Below are 15,448 nucleotides of genomic sequence, written 5' to 3' on the forward strand. Positions count from 1 at the left end.
GAAAAGTTCAACATTAACAATAATATTTTTTCAATTAAACTATTTAGATATTTCATTGAATTATTCAATAGTGTTTCTAGCTTTTGTTAGTTCAGGTTGGCCTGCATCTATCCAGCAAGTATACCAGAAAGACGCAATTCGTTGAACGGCAAGTTGCATTCTGTTTTCTACCATTCCACCTAATTTATCATGATAAGCTTTCGCGTACTCCTCTGAAGCCTGTATTTCAAGCCTCCTCCCTCTTCTTTTAATTGTCATTCCTGAGCTTGATGGTAATTGTTTAACTATTACCCGCTCATCCTTCAACACTTTATCGACCAGAGCGTGGGATTCTCGCATGATTTGCCATACCGTTTCTTTGATATCTTCAATATAATAAGGTTCTAAACCCGAAAAAGAATAGTAATTCCCAAAGTGCTCAGGTAGAGTCGATTCCCAAAAAGAATGTATACCTATCTGTCCTGTCAATTGCCCATTATAATTTTCGGTGGTATGTAAAGGAACATGAAGGTCAGCAATGTAATGCCCCACCTCGCTGGAATACTTGATAATCAGTTTCTCATTTCGATCCTCAAAAGCCTTTCTCAACATATAATAATAACGAATAAGATTCCATGGTGCCTCACCATTTTCCATCAAGTGTTTTTCACCATATATCAATAAAGCTTCTTCGTAAGTTATTGTTTTTAATAGTATTGAGTCAGAATAATGTTCAATATCAATATAATGCTTACCTCCTTCTCGTTCTAATAAACCTCTTCTCTGATCAGGTCTTACGGCTCCTTTTTTAATTTCTGAAAGTTGACTTTTGTAGAAAGGAAATAATTCTTGTGGAAGTATTAATACTGCCTCAGTGTTGATTGTCACATGGGCATAAAATCCCCAGAACAAGATAGAAATAGTTTGTAATAGCATCGTCGTTAAGTCTTTGTTTCTAAGCAATTTCGACATAATGAATCGATTAAGCAAGCTCTGTAAATATGACAAAATCAACAAATTTCCATTTTTGTTTAACCTATTCTAATTTTTATTAAACAAAATTTTGATAATAAATTTTTAACCTCTATTATTGTTTAAACAAATCACCAAATCGTTAAACATAATATCATGACAGCAGTAGAATTTAATAATCACATACAGTTTTTGATACCTTCATTGGAACCATTTGCAATGAAGCTTACAAAAGACCATTCCAACGCAAAAGACCTAATCCAAGAAACAATGTTGAAGGCATTTTCAAACAAGGAAAAATTTACTACAGGCTCAAATTTGAAAGCTTGGGTATTTACCATCATGAAAAATACTTTCTTAACAGATTATCAAAAAACATCAAGAAGAAAGACTTTCATCGACACTACTGATAATTTACATTTTATCAACAGTACTAATATTGAACAAAAGAATGCTGCCTACAGTAATTTCGCGATGGATGATATTCAAGCAGCAATAGAAGATTTAGAAGAAATTTACAAAAGACCTTTCGTAATGTATTTCAGAGGTTTTAAATATCACGAGATTTCAGAACGCTTAAACATTCCAATCGGAACCGTAAAAAATAGAATATTTTTAGCTAGAAAAGAGTTAAAACAAATTTTAAAGGTTTACGAGCTGTAATCATTGAATTAAATTTTAAGAATACGCTAAATCATAATTAAGTAAAACCACTCTTTCATTGATTCATTATTTAAATTTATAAATTTGCATCATGTTAAAAGAAGCGTTTTACAACTTAGGTATACATGCTTACTCTGGAGCAATGAGTGCAGTTGCCTTATTTAACCCCAAAGCAAAATTGTTTGTTGAGGGCCGAAAAAATTTAATTCAAAAGATAAAGAATGATTTCTCAGATAACACAAAAGCCGTTGCTTGGTTTCATTGCGCGTCTTTAGGAGAGTTTGAACAAGGAAGACCTGTCATTGAAGCATTCAAGCAACAGTTTCCAAATTATATCATCGTTTTGACCTTTTATTCACCAAGTGGATATGAAGTTCAAAAAAATTATGAATATGCAGACTTTGTATATTATCTACCCATTGATTCTAAATCCAACACTTCTAGCTTTGTAAAATACGTTCAGCCGAAAATTGCTTTTTTTGTAAAATACGAATTTTGGCATAACTACTTAAAGGAACTCAAAAAGGTAAATGCACAAATCATTTCCTTTTCTACGATATTCAGAGCCAATCAGGCATTCTTTAAAAATAAAGGAGGATTTCAACAGAACATGTTGAAACAGTTCGATTATTTCTTCACACAAGATCAAAACTCCTACGACCTATTATCTTCTATCAACATCAACAGCAAAATGATAGCGGGCGACACTAGGTTTGATAGGGTTGCAGCCATTTGTCAGAAACCAAGAGTAGACCAAATTGCAGAAGCTTTCAGTAAAGATTCATTTACTGTAGTAGTGGGAAGTAGCTGGCCAAGAGACATTCAAGCACTTAAAAAAACAGCTGCCGAACTCAAAAATATAAAGTGGATTGTAGCTCCACATGAAATTTCCGACAAAAAAATTGATGAAATATTTAATACTTTTTCATCAAAAAAAGGCATAACTTACTCAAATAGTACATCAGAGAACATAAAAGACAAAAATTTGCTCATCATAGATAACGTAGGCCTATTATCTTCGTTATATCAATACGCAGATGTTGCATACATTGGTGGAGCTTTCGGAGAAGGTCTTCATAACATACTTGAACCAGCTACATTTGGAATACCAGTCATATTCGGCAAAGAATACTCTAAATTTAATGAAGCAATTCAGCTTGTTGATAGACAAGGGGCTTTTAGCCTTCAAAATGAAGAAGAATGCTTCAACAAAATGAAACAATTATTTGATGATAAAAACTACCGCTTGAATACTGGTAACATCACAAAAAAGTATGTAGAAGAAAACTTAGGAAGCACTGACAAAATCATTGATTTTTGTAAAGAAGTCTTGTAGAAAATTCAATAAAATAAGGTACTTTTGCACTCTAAGTCGAATTCGTTCCTAATTAAAATATTTTATTTTATCTTCTTTATCACTCAATGGCAAAAAAGAAAAGTACATCAAAAAAGAAAAAACAAGTAGAGAAAGTTGAAGTTGTAAAGTTTCAAGGCTTAATCACAAAATCAACTGGACTTTGGTACACCGTCATTGATTGTGATACAAAAAGAAGCTTTCAAGGTCGCTTGAGAGGCAAATTAAAATTGAAAGGAATGAAATTAACAAACCCTATTGCAGTGGGAGATTTTGTTGAGTATTCCATTGAAGATGAGGTTGAAAACACAGTGATTATTCATGATATTCTTTCTAGAAAAAATGTTATTCTAAGACAATCTACTAGAAAGAAATACCATGGACATGCAATTGCAGCCAATATCGATCAAGCTATTTTAATTGCTACTCTAGCATTACCTAAAACTTCTTTAGGGTTCATTGATCGCTTTTTAGTCGCTGCTGAATCGTACAATGTACCAACATACATTGCTTTCAATAAAGATGATTTATTGGACGATGAAAGCAGAGCTTATTTGGATGACTTAAAAGAGATGTATGAAGCTTTAGGCTATAAATGTTTGAGAATATCTGCTTTAGAAAATAGCAACTTAGAAGAGATTAAATCCATTATCAAAGACAAAACTTCTCTTCTTGTGGGGCATTCAGGCGTTGGAAAGTCAACCCTACTCAATAAATTGGCATCAAATGTGCACCAGAAAACAGATGAGGTGTCGCTATTTGCCAATAAGGGTAAGCACACCACAACTTTTGCTGAGATGTTTGAGTTGAAAGACCACAACGGTCATTTGATTGATACTCCCGGCATAAAGGAACTAGGGATTATGGGAATTGAAGAAAATGAATTAGGTCATTTTTTCCCAGAAATCCGAGATGTGATGCATGACTGCAAATATAACAACTGCACCCATACACATGAACCACATTGTAAGGTGCTTGAACTTGTGGATAAAGGAATTATAGCAACCTCTAGGTACTTAAGTTATTTAAGTATGTTAGAGGGAGATGATAACAGAAAATAATACTAAAATGTGATCTATTATCTTGACAATTAAAAGATAATACCTGTTGAAACTATACAAATTATGAGAGAAATACTCGTTGAAAAGATTATCACACCAGAATCGACTCTTATCGAATTCTTGATTTATGACAGACAAAAAAAGTCTTTACAAGTAGCTTATAAGCGTGGGAGACATGCAGGCGAAAACAGAGTCTACAAAAATTTCCCTGCCGATTCATTTGATATGATCATTACAGCTCCTTCAAAAGGAAAAGCCCTTTTAAGAGAACTCAAAAGGTACAAGAAAGAAGAAAACTCATTCTTTAGCTTCTTCAAAAAAATATTTAATCCGAACAGTAAAGTTCCTTACTAAACAATCAACTTCCAACTACAATCTCAACCCTAGAATTGTAATATCATCAATTTGTTCTGCTTTACCCCTCCATCTTAAATAATAGTCATTAAGCCACTCTTTTTGTTCGCTTAGTGACTCTATATCTGACAGACCTCGCAATAAATCCCTAAATTTAGATATTCCAATCCTTTTTTCTTTACTATTAAATTGGTCATAATAACCATTTGAAGTAAGGTATAGGAGTGTATTAGGCTTAAATTTCATAGTGTGAACTTGAAATCCTTTTGCCTTTACATGCGTAGGCTCATCTCCTATTGCTCTTCTAGTACCTTTCACTTCAAATAGTTGGTTATCTTCAATATAAAATAGAGGCCTTTTCGCTCCAGAGAATTCCACATTCATCTCTTTACCAATTTTTACTACCCGTAACACTACTAAGTCCATACCAATCATAGTAGGATCTTTTTCGGCAATTTGGCAAAGTTTGATATCTAGTTGCTCTAATATATCATTTGTTTTCACTTTTCGGTCATTCACTACCTGATTCAACAAATCCAAACCAATAATTGATTGAATTACACCAGGAATACCATGCCCTATAGAATCTCCTACGACGTAATAAGAAACTACTTCATTCTCATCCTCAAATGTCTTTTCCCAATAAAAATCTCCTGATACAGTTTCTTTTGGAATGAATAGAACAAATGAATCTTGAATGTGTTTATTCATTTTTTCTAAAGAAGGCAAAACTACGGATTGAAGCGAATTAGCATAAAGCAATTGCTCCTCTACTTCTTTTTGCTTTTTCTCTAATACACTATTAAGATTCATGAATTTAGAGACCTGTTTTTTGAGTATTAATTCTCGATTGGAAAGAATTTTATTTTTTTGCTTTACCTCTTCTGTACGTTCACTCACCAGCTTTTCTAGAATTTCTTTATCATGCTGATTCTTTTCATCATAAAGCTTAAACACAATAAATATTCCACCAAACAAAACAGAAAATGCACCTAAAATCCCATACCAAGTTCGATACCATCTTTCAGATACTACAAAATAAAAACGAGCTGGCTCACTCCAATGATATTCTCCTGTCTGTTTTGCCATTAACTCTAAAGTATATTTACCTGTTTCAAGACCAGATACGATAAATTTATTGGCCCAACCAAGGTTCTTCCACTCCCCTTGATTATACCTAAATTTATACTGAATTAAATTGCCAGGGTACGACAAACTTGCAAACTGAAATTCTATATAAGAGGATTTTGCAATTTCAGGTTTATCTTTTGGGTTAAAATCAAAATTAGAGTTTTTAATCGATGTAAAGATTGGAGTGGGCGTCGCTTGTATACTTACTAATTTTTTAGAAACACCAATACCAGCAGCTGTACCTACCCAAATTTCATCATTTTCACTCAGAAGAATTCCTCTGTAGGTCATTGTCTTGGTAGGTAAACCAGAAATTTCATCAAATACTAGATAGTCTTTCCAATCTTCAATTCTTACCAAACCATTCGAATTCGTAAGCCAAAAAACATTGTTATTCCTATGATCTTGAACAACTCCTTTTACAGCTCCTAATTTTAGGTTTGGTATTTTACAATCAATTAAAGAATCTTCAGAGAACTTCGCCAACCCAAAATTAGTTGCGAGATAAAAGTCATCTCCAGCTTTTAAAAAGTCGTTAATTCCAATAGCCACATTTCTTGTGATCGCTACAGGTTTACTTAGGTTTTCAAACTTTTGAAATTTGGTATTGAACTTATAGAAATAAGCCTCATCACTACTTCCTCCAAGATAAAGCTGACCGTCTAGAATTTTAATGGTATTAATCTTCCCTTCTACTCCTTTACTCCTATCATAAGTAGAAGGATACTTCATTCTATGTAGGTTATATAAACCACTATGATCCTGTAAATACCAAAGACCAAATTTTGGAGAATAAACGACATCGTAAATTGCTCCTCCATATTCTGAGCATTCAATTCTTCTTAAAAAATCACCTTCAATAGAATAGACTAAAAAATCACCTAAATTTGTTGTAAACCAATACTCATCCTCAATTCTAATCATCCTCAATACAATCCCAAATTCACTTGGAATTTTCCATCGATCCAATAAATGATTGGATTGACTATCACAGAAATAAACCGTATTACCATCCGTAAAGATGACCTTATCTTCATCCTCGATAATTGACTGTATATAACCATTCGTATATTTTTTGTACGGAGAACTAAAATATTGTTCCTTTAAATACAATGCTCCATTATCTGATGCTAACCAAATATTTTGTGAATTATCAACAAACACAGAAGATATCACCTTCTGCTTAATAAAATCCATTTTCTCCATCTGATAACCACTTTTCAGCACTTTCACTTTGTATACTCCATCAGTCCATGTTCCTGCAATCCACTCATCATCTTGATACTTTGTAATATGAGAGGCTGAAATAGGGAGGATAAGTTTCTTAGACAAAATCTCCTTCCCATTTTTATTTAATATGATTTCAGCTACACCTGATTGGGTGGCTACTATTATTTTACCTTTAAAGAAAAAAGCATGATTAATCCTCTCGTTAGTCGTTAAAAGTGGTACTTCTTCAAAAGAATCTTTATAAGAATTGTATTTATACAAGTAACCTGCTTCTGAAAACGTGTATATCCCAAGTACAGGATCTTCTAATATTGCAAATGAACGTTGAAAGTTTGTAGGTAAATCCCGCTCAGAAAATTGATATCTGTTTAGAAGCTTCAAATCAGAATCAAACTTATAGATTGCATGATTATCACTCACCCAAACTTTTTTATCACTACATTCAAAAATTGATTTTGGATACCACATCAAAGTATCAGAGGCATAGTTATCCCCCTTGATAATAATATCTAATGTAGGATGATTAGGGAAGGTATTTACTCTCACCAAACCAAGATCTGTGGTAGCAAGTGTTTTTCCTGTAGAAGTTGTGAAAACGCTTTTCACATATTTACTAGGCAATTCCTCTTTGAATTGAGTAAAATTGGTACCATCAAAGCGTATGAGTCCATCATCTGTTGCTAGCCACATAAATCCAAGACTATCACTAGACACTCCCTTCACAAGGCTATTCTGCAAGCCGTTAAGTTCATTGTAAGTCACTTTTTGCCATTGAGCAAATGATACCTGAGAACACAACAATCCACTCAATAAAGTTAACAGAGAGAAACGCCAGATAAGCAACAGCCTATGTTTTGAAGATATTATGATTTTTATTTTTTGGGTCAAAATTAAAAGTCCGCTATATTTTTAATTGGTTAATTCGATAGAATTTACACAAATGATCAATGAATTCACAATAAATTTTACAGAAAGTTATTTTTTATTTTTAGATCGTTACCTCATGAAAATAAAATATTAAAAATGCAACATTGATTTTCATGAATAACCTCGTTTATTTTGTAGAACATTTTAAGACAAGTGTAAAGACAGCAATCCGTTAAAATCCATTAATCTGTATTGATGTAGCTCAATTATCTTAATTTTTCTTTTAAAGTATTTAGAATTACATAATTTATTGATATACAAATAGATATTAAATATCCAATCAAACTTTGTGTGCAATTTTAGATAACTTTTATTAATTTATAGGAGTGATATAAATTCCAGTTTACTCGTGCATTTTTAGCCGTTTCGATGCACTATAACTTTTCTAATATAATGATGACATATAAATTTATCTTGAACGATGATTTCCTTGAAAAGTACAAAAATACTAAACCACCTTTCGGCTTCAACGGTCTTGGAGAATTAGTATACATGCGTACTTATTCCCGCTTAAAAGACGACGGAACCAACGAAGTATGGTGGGAAACTGTAAGGCGTGTCGTTGAAGGTACTTATACGATCCAAAAGAACCACATCTTAAAGTACCAATTAGGATGGGATGACAACAAAGCTCAGCTTTCTGCTCAAGAGATGTTTGACCGCATGTTTAACATGAAGTTTTTACCTCCTGGTCGTGGTCTTTGGGCAATGGGTTCTGAATTAACAACAAAGAGAAACCTCTTCGCAGCCTTAAACAACTGTTCTTTTGTAAGTACAGAAACAATGGCTTCAGACCCTACAAAACCTTTTGAGTTCTTAATGGACATGTCAATGTTGGGTGTAGGTGTTGGTTTCGATACTAAAGGTGCTGGAACTGTCACTATTTATCAACCCAACAAAGAAGACAAGGTTACATACGTAATACCTGATAGTAGAGAAGGTTGGGTAAACAGTACTGGAATGCTACTTGACTCTTTCTTCCACAAAGGTAGAGTGAACGTAGAATTTGATTATTCAAAAATTAGAGAAGCAGGTTTACCAATCAAAGGTTTTGGTGGAATCGCATCAGGTGCAGGACCTTTATTAAAACTACACGATCAAATTCGTGCTATGTTTGAAGGTAGAAATGAAGATGCTACGATCACTGTTACGGACATCGTGGACATCATGAATATGATCGGCTGCTGTGTTGTTGCAGGTAACGTTAGACGTTCTGCTGAAATTGTATTTGGTGAAGCAGACGATGATGAATACTTAAAATTGAAAGACTATCGTTGGAATCCTGAAACACAACAAATGGAAGGATCTTCAGCACACCGTTCTGAATATGGTTGGTCTTCAAATAACTCAGTATTCTCACATGTGGGAATGGATTACAAAAAAGTTGCTGCTCAATCTGCAGTCAATGGAGAGCCTGGTTATATCTGGCTAGACAACATGCGTAAGTTTGGACGTATGGGTGACGCTCCTGACAACAAAGACAACAGAGCAATGGGTACTAACCCATGTGCTGAGCAAACTTTGGAATCTTATGAACTTTGCTGTTTAGTAGAAACTTTCCCTACGAGAGCGACAAATAAAGAAGATTATTTAAGAACGTTGAAGTTTGCTTATTTATATGCGAAAACTGTAACGTTGACAAATACACACTGGCCTGAAACGAACAGAGTATTATTAAGAAACAGAAGAATTGGTACTTCTATGTCTGGTATTGCTCAGTTTGTTGAGAACCAAGGATTAGACACATTCAGAGACTGGTGTGATGATGGATACAACACAATTCAAAACTGGGATAGAATTTATTCTGAGTGGTTGTGTGTAACTCCTTCAGTAAAAACAACTTCAGTAAAACCTTCAGGAACAGTATCACTTTTACCAGGTGTGACACCAGGTATGCACTACCCTGAAAGTAACCACTATATCCGTCGTATCCGCTTATCGAAAAAATCGCCATTGATTGAGAAATGTATTGCAGCCAACTATCATGTTGAGCCAAGTGTTTCTGAATCAGACACAATGGTTGTTTCTATTCCGGTAAGTATCGACAATGTAAGAACAGTCAATCAAGTAGGAATTTGGGAGCAAGTACATTTAGCCGCTTTCTTACAGAAATACTGGGCAGATAACCAAGTTTCTGTAACAGTGACTTTCAAGAAAGACGAGGCCAGCCAAATTGAGCCTATCTTGAACTACTTCCAGTATCACTTGAAATCAATTAGTTTCTTACCGAAATTAGAGTTAGGAAATACTGTTTATCCTCAAATGCCTTACGAAGAAATTTCTAAAGACAAGTATGAGGAATTAGCAAAACACATCAAGCCTCTTAACTTTAATGATTTAGGACAAGGTCAAGATGTTGAAGCGGAGAAATTCTGTGATGGCGACCACTGCCAACTTTAATTTCACACTTCATTAGAAATAGTTAGAGCACCTTTTATATTTATAAAGGGTGCTCTATTCTTTTATAATTATAGATGGGAACCTGATTGATTATTTTATGAAGCAATTCATAACAGTAGATACCAATCACTCCCGCACTTGCATCGGCAACAAAGTCCCAAAAATCACCTTCCCGTGCATCTAGGAGAATCCCTTGAAGTAATTCGGTCAACATCCCCCAGGAAAAAATAATAATTAAGACCGTAACTATTATTGGTTTTCTTTCATTATTGAAAAACCTCCCTCCACAAAGAGAAAATAATAGCGAGGCAGTGAAAATTCCGAAAATACCAAAATGCCCAATTTTATCTCCGTAAGGTAAATTAAGTAAAAAGCTATCACCGTCCACTGGGCTTACCGTCAGTAATAACTTGATAGTCATCAGAAACCATAAGAATGATGGAAGTAACCATAAAAGTTTTTTCTTAAACTCGTTCTTGTTTTCTATTTTCGCCATAAGTAATTAATATTTTTCAAGTACAAAAATATGCGTTCATTCTCATTATCATTTTATATTCTTGTTTTTTTATGTTCTTTTTTTACAAATGCGAGCTTCGCACAAAGTAAAAAGAAGTTGAAAGGAAAAGATGAAGTTATCCATATGACAAGTTCTTATGGAGAAATAGTCCTCATTTTGTTTGACAAAACGCCAGATCACAAAAAGAATTTCATTCATCTTGCCAAGGATGGTTTTTACAATGGCACCACATTTCATAGAGTTTTAAAAGGCTTTATGATTCAAGGTGGAGATCCTAACACACGACCTAATGGAGATTCAACAAGAGTTGGAATTGGCAACCCTGGTTATACCATAAATAGCGAATTTGATTCTACGCTAGTGCATGATTATGGCATGGTAGGTGCCGCTCGACAAAATGACGAAATCAACCCTAATAAATCTTCAAGTGGTTCACAATTCTATATTGTCCAAGCCAAAGCAGGAGCACATCATTTGGATGGTGAGTATACAGTGTTCGGGATGGTTGTAAAAGGTATGGATGTGGTTGAAAAACTCGCTGATTTAGAAATTAACAACGAAGGTAAACCGTTAAAAAGAGTAGAAATAAATATAAAAGTTGTTAAAGAAAAAAGAAAGAATCTTCAGAAAATGTACGATTTGAGCCAATTTTAAGTGATAATGTAAAAAAAACACGAATTATAAAGATTCAGTAACAAGTTTTAGGTTAATGAGATTATTTTTTATCCGAAAACTAATTAAATTTGCCAATGTCTGAATTGGATCTAGGTTATAAAGTTTTGCATTGACTTTATTATTTAGTATAGTTCAATTTGGACTTAGTATTTAGTTCGCAGCAAGATTACAACAAACTCTTTGTAGAAAAATGACAAAAACAAAAATACTTACTTTGTTAATGGTGCCAGTTGTAGTATATTTAGGCTACACGTTATTTCATAGCGTATTCGACACTATTGAGTTAAGTGAGCAGATTAAGAAGTCCGAAGCTCGTGTGATCAAACAATTAAAAATGATCCGTGAAGCGGAGACAGCTTATTTATCGAGATACAAGCAATATACTGCTTCTTGGGATACGTTAGCGATGTTCATTGATAGTGACACAATTTATAACGTACAAAAGAAAGAAATTATCCAAGCTCGTAAGAAAAACGATCCATTATACTACACACGTACAGATTCTGTTCGTATCGAGTATGATACAATCGGAGCTACTCAAGTAAGAGAAAAGATTTTCCCTGTTGAGGAATACGGTAATTTTGACGCATCAAAGTTAAGATACATCGCTGGTAAAGACGGCAAAGAATTTGAACTTTCTGCAGCAAAAGAAAAGAAGGGTAACGCAATGGTTTCTTATGTTGAATGTGTGGATAAATTCCCACTAGATAAACAACGTAAAGAATCTAATGCTTCACCAACAAGAAGACTTCTTAAGTTTGGTTCACTAAGTGAAGCAACTACTGCAGGTAACTGGGAATAATATTGGAAGATCTGCTATTAGAATCAGTCAGATACTCCGTACATTCAAACAGCTTTGATGTGGCTCGGCTAGCTGAATACAGCTTGCATTTGAGAATACATCAAAGCTGTCTTGTTATAGGAGTATACGACCCTGAAAACAACGAGTGTTTAGCTCTTGAATCTTATTCATACGAGACGGCAATGAATACCACTGCCTTAATCGTAAATCTGCATAATATAGTGCAGAAACACCCTTTCCTTAATGCTGCATTTTGGAAAAGAGTACACATCATCTCCGCTCTATCATCTTTTGCATTTGTGCCTGATGATATTGCCGATGAAGAAACCGAACAGAATATTTTAAAACTGTCTTCAAAGTTTAGTAGTAAAAAAGACAAAGTCTTTAAGAACGCTACAAATTTTGGAGCTTCTATTGTTTATGCACTTCCCTCAGAACTAGAAGAGTGGCTTAATGAAATGTATAGTAACTCTAGCATTTCTTACAATCACTATGCGAATAGTTTTATCAATGAGGTAGGTGAATTAGCAAATGGCATTCATTGTTATATTGACACTGATACTATTTGCATAGTCAAAACCAATGGAAATAACTCCCTCTCTTTTGCGAATACTTTTAAGTATAAAACAGCTCAAGACATGTTGTATTTCATTCTTTTTGTCGTTGATGAATTAGGTTTATCAGCCAAAGAAACGGAATTATACATTTGGGGTGAATTAAGTAATAATGCAGAAGAGATTAACACCTTAAGAAAATTCATAGGCAAAGTAACTTTTGGAAATAAGCCAAAAGATGTGCTATATGCTTATCAATTTGACCAAGAGCCTCATCAACATGCTGCCGTTGATATTATAGGCAATATGAAATTATATAAATGAAAAGAATTGCTTTTTTTCCAGGCACTTTTGATCCTTTCACAAAAGGACATGAAGATATTGCTCTAAGAGGAGCACAATTGTTTGACGAAATTGTCATCGGTATCGGTCATAACACAAAGAAAAAACGTTTTTTCCCTGCTGAAAAAATGAAAACATTGATCGAAGACTATTTTAAAGATAATCCAAGTATAAGAGTCATTTTATATCAAGATCTCACTGCCAAAGTAGCGAAAGATCTTGGAGCCTGCGTTTTATTAAGAGGCCTTAGAAATACCACTGACTTTGAATACGAAAACAGTATTGCCCAAGCAAACAGATATGTGAACGGTATTGATACTGTATTTATTTACACTTCACCAGAATTTTCTCACCTCAGTTCATCCATTATCCGTGAACTACATAAATTTGGTCACAGTGTAAGTGAGTTTGTTCCATTCAAATTAGAATCGGAATATTAATTTTTTTGATGCATTTTTGCATTCGGCTAAATTGCCAAACCTATCGAAAGATAGACTTAAAGATATATAGATATGGGATGTCAATCGTGTGCAACGGGAGCATGTGGGGTACCAACGGGATGTGGCAGTAATGGCGACTGTAGTTCTGGCGGCTGTAGTAAATTGAATTCTTTCGATTGGCTAGGCGACATGGATCTCCCCTCATCGCAACGTTTTAATATAGTAGAAATAAAATTCAAGGGTGGTAGAAAAGGTTATTTTAAAAATCACCTTCACCTTGAATTATATACAGGTGATCCAGTAGTTGTCGACACGGGCAATGGACACCATATTGGTCATGTGAGTTTACAAGGCGATTTAGTAAGGTTACAATTGATCAAAAAAGGGATTAATGAAGAAGAGGATGAATTATTAAATATTCTTCGCCACGCTACTCCTAAAGACTTGGAGAAGTTAGCAATGGTAAAGAATAGAGAAATCCCAACTTTATACCGTACTCGTGAAATTATACAGGACATGGAGTTACAAATGAAACTCTCTGATGTTGATTTCCAAGCGGATAATTCTAAGGCTACATTCTACTACTCTGCAGACGACAGAGTAGATTTCCGTCAATTAATTAAAGTGTTAGCTAGCGAATTTAAGATTCGTGTAGAAATGCGTCAAATTAGTTTAAGACAGGAAGCAAGTAGACTAGGTGGTATTGGTTCTTGTGGTAGAGAGTTATGCTGTTCTACGTGGTTGACTGAGTTCAAAAGTGTTTCTACTTCAGCAGCTCGTTATCAAAACCTTTCTTTAAACCCAAGTAAGTTATCTGGTCAATGTGGTAGATTAAAATGCTGCCTCAACTATGAATTGGAAACTTATATTGATGCTTTGGTCGATATTCCATTATTGGATAAAAACCTAAAGACACAAAAGGGAGAGGCAGTACTTCAAAAAGTGGATATTTTCCGTAAGAGAATGTGGTTTAGTTTCCAAGGAGAAACAACATGGCATGCGATTTCTACCAAAAGAGTGCATGAAATCTCTAAGATGAACGAAAGAGGAAAATTCCCTGAAACGCTTGAAGAGAATACAATTGACAAAACTTCAGTGATGCAGGAACAGAAGTTAAGTTCTGTGCTAGACAAACAACCTGTACCTCAGAAGAAAAATAAAGGAAAACGTAAGCCGGATCAAAATAAACAGGCACCTGACAATAAAAAAGGCCAACAACCAAGTGACCGTCAGAAAAATCAGCCTCGTAAAAAGCAAAATAACGGACCGGCTAAAAAGAGAGGTAACTTCCCTAATAGACAAAAAGGCAATAATGCTGAACAAAAGCCAAATGAGCCTAAAAAGCAAAATAACGGTCCTAAGCAACAGCCTAAATCTAAAAAAGAGGGAGGAACTACTAGAAAACCTCAAAGAGGAAATTTCAGAGGAAAAAGAAGAAGACCTAACAATACAAATGAGTAATCCTACTAAAATAGTTTTACCTTTCTTATGTTTAATCTTATCATTATTCATGATTTCTTGTGATTCTCAAATGGTTCACGAAGAGTTTGTGGATTATGAGAATGAAACTTGGAATATTGATTCATTGGCATCATTTCAATTTGATGTGGAAGATATCAATACGGAGTACAATCTGATTACTTACATAAGAAACACGAATGACTACCCTTTTCAGAATATTTACATTAAGTATTCTCTGGTAGAAAACGGTACACTTGATGAAGTTGATACTTTAGTTGCTGAAACAATGAAAGATTGTCAACTGTTTAAGATGAAAACAGGAGAACCATTCGGTAAAGTTGAGCAATCCATTGGAAATTCAAGTACTGGAGCGATTTATAATCACCCAGTGAAACTGAAAGAAAATTTCAAATTTCCTAAAAAGGGAAATTACACATTCCAAGTAGCTCACTTTATGCGACCTGATGAATTGACAGGTGTTATTGGAGTTGGGTATCGATTGGAAAAAGTAGAAAAAAATTAAGTTTTTCTAAAGGTAAAAATAAGGAGATCCGGTATTTTAAAATACTAGATCTCCTTTTTTAAT

General features: G+C 34.2%; 14 protein-coding genes. 11 read left to right on the forward strand and 3 right to left on the reverse strand.

From position 1 onward, the window contains the following. Positions 1-60: 60 nt before the first annotated feature. Positions 61-951, reverse strand: coding sequence for a zinc dependent phospholipase C family protein (locus IC221_RS13930; protein WP_188169550.1), 891 nt, complete (start codon positions 949-951; stop codon positions 61-63). Positions 952-1,107: 156 nt separating this feature from the next. On the opposite strand from IC221_RS13930, the gene IC221_RS13935 reads away from it, so the two are divergent. The 4 genes from IC221_RS13935 to IC221_RS13950 all read left to right on the forward strand — a co-directional run bounded on the left by IC221_RS13935 (position 1,108) and on the right by IC221_RS13950 (position 4,383). Further along, positions 1,108-1,614: an RNA polymerase sigma factor gene (locus tag IC221_RS13935; protein ID WP_188169551.1), complete on the forward strand. Its 507-nt coding sequence runs from the start codon at positions 1,108-1,110 to the stop codon at positions 1,612-1,614. Positions 1,615-1,705: 91 nt separating this feature from the next. After that, positions 1,706-2,950 (forward strand): 3-deoxy-D-manno-octulosonic acid transferase, encoded by a 1,245-nt coding sequence (locus tag IC221_RS13940; protein WP_223241381.1) that lies wholly within the window; start codon positions 1,706-1,708, stop codon positions 2,948-2,950. 86 nt (positions 2,951-3,036) lie between these two features. After that, the gene (gene rsgA / locus IC221_RS13945) at positions 3,037-4,029 is read left to right on the forward strand and encodes a ribosome small subunit-dependent GTPase A (RefSeq protein ID WP_188169552.1); all 993 of its coding nucleotides are present in this window, start codon (positions 3,037-3,039) and stop codon (positions 4,027-4,029) included. A 63-nt stretch (positions 4,030-4,092) separates the two neighbouring features. Continuing rightward, a complete protein-coding gene (locus IC221_RS13950) occupies positions 4,093-4,383 on the forward strand; it encodes a KTSC domain-containing protein (protein ID WP_188169553.1) in 291 nt (96 codons plus the stop codon). Positions 4,384-4,398: 15 nt separating this feature from the next. On the opposite strand, the gene IC221_RS13955 is transcribed toward IC221_RS13950, so the two are convergent. Next, a complete protein-coding gene (locus tag IC221_RS13955; RefSeq protein WP_188169554.1) occupies positions 4,399-7,587 on the reverse strand; it encodes a SpoIIE family protein phosphatase in 3,189 nt (1,062 codons plus the stop codon). Between the two features lie 477 nt (positions 7,588-8,064). Here IC221_RS13955 and IC221_RS13960 point away from each other — a divergent pair, with 477 nt between their 5' ends. After that, positions 8,065-10,071, forward strand: a complete 2,007-nt coding sequence (locus IC221_RS13960; protein WP_188169555.1) for a fused protease/ribonucleoside-triphosphate reductase — start codon at positions 8,065-8,067, stop codon at positions 10,069-10,071. Positions 10,072-10,111: 40 nt separating this feature from the next. On the opposite strand, the gene IC221_RS13965 is transcribed toward IC221_RS13960, so the two are convergent. Continuing rightward, positions 10,112-10,567 (reverse strand): VanZ family protein, encoded by a 456-nt coding sequence (locus IC221_RS13965; RefSeq protein ID WP_188169556.1) that lies wholly within the window; start codon positions 10,565-10,567, stop codon positions 10,112-10,114. Positions 10,568-10,597: 30 nt separating this feature from the next. Between IC221_RS13965 and IC221_RS13970 the strand changes: the two genes are divergently transcribed. From IC221_RS13970 to IC221_RS13995, 6 genes are all read left to right on the forward strand, one after another. Beyond that, entirely contained in the window at positions 10,598-11,242 is a 645-nt protein-coding gene (locus IC221_RS13970; protein ID WP_188169557.1) for a peptidylprolyl isomerase, read from the forward strand. Positions 11,243-11,453: 211 nt separating this feature from the next. Then, on the forward strand, positions 11,454-12,065 hold the full coding sequence (locus tag IC221_RS13975; RefSeq protein WP_188169558.1) for a hypothetical protein: 612 nt from the start codon (positions 11,454-11,456) through the stop codon (positions 12,063-12,065). 59 nt (positions 12,066-12,124) lie between these two features. Beyond that, on the forward strand, positions 12,125-12,943 hold the full coding sequence (locus IC221_RS13980) for a DUF3822 family protein (protein WP_188169559.1): 819 nt from the start codon (positions 12,125-12,127) through the stop codon (positions 12,941-12,943). Next, a complete protein-coding gene (coaD, locus tag IC221_RS13985) occupies positions 12,940-13,401 on the forward strand; it encodes a pantetheine-phosphate adenylyltransferase (protein WP_188169560.1) in 462 nt (153 codons plus the stop codon). The genes IC221_RS13980 and coaD overlap by 4 nt, the downstream gene beginning before the upstream one ends. 72 nt (positions 13,402-13,473) lie before the next feature. Then, entirely contained in the window at positions 13,474-14,862 is a 1,389-nt protein-coding gene (gene ricT / locus IC221_RS13990) for a regulatory iron-sulfur-containing complex subunit RicT (RefSeq protein WP_188169561.1), read from the forward strand. Next, positions 14,855-15,385: a gliding motility lipoprotein GldH gene (locus IC221_RS13995; protein WP_188169562.1), complete on the forward strand. Its 531-nt coding sequence runs from the start codon at positions 14,855-14,857 to the stop codon at positions 15,383-15,385. Before ricT ends, IC221_RS13995 begins: the two co-directional genes overlap by 8 nt. Positions 15,386-15,448: the final 63 nt, after the last annotated feature.

Origin of the sequence: Flammeovirga sp. EKP202 (genome assembly GCF_014534745.1) — a bacterium.
Classification (GTDB): domain Bacteria; phylum Bacteroidota; class Bacteroidia; order Cytophagales; family Flammeovirgaceae; genus Flammeovirga.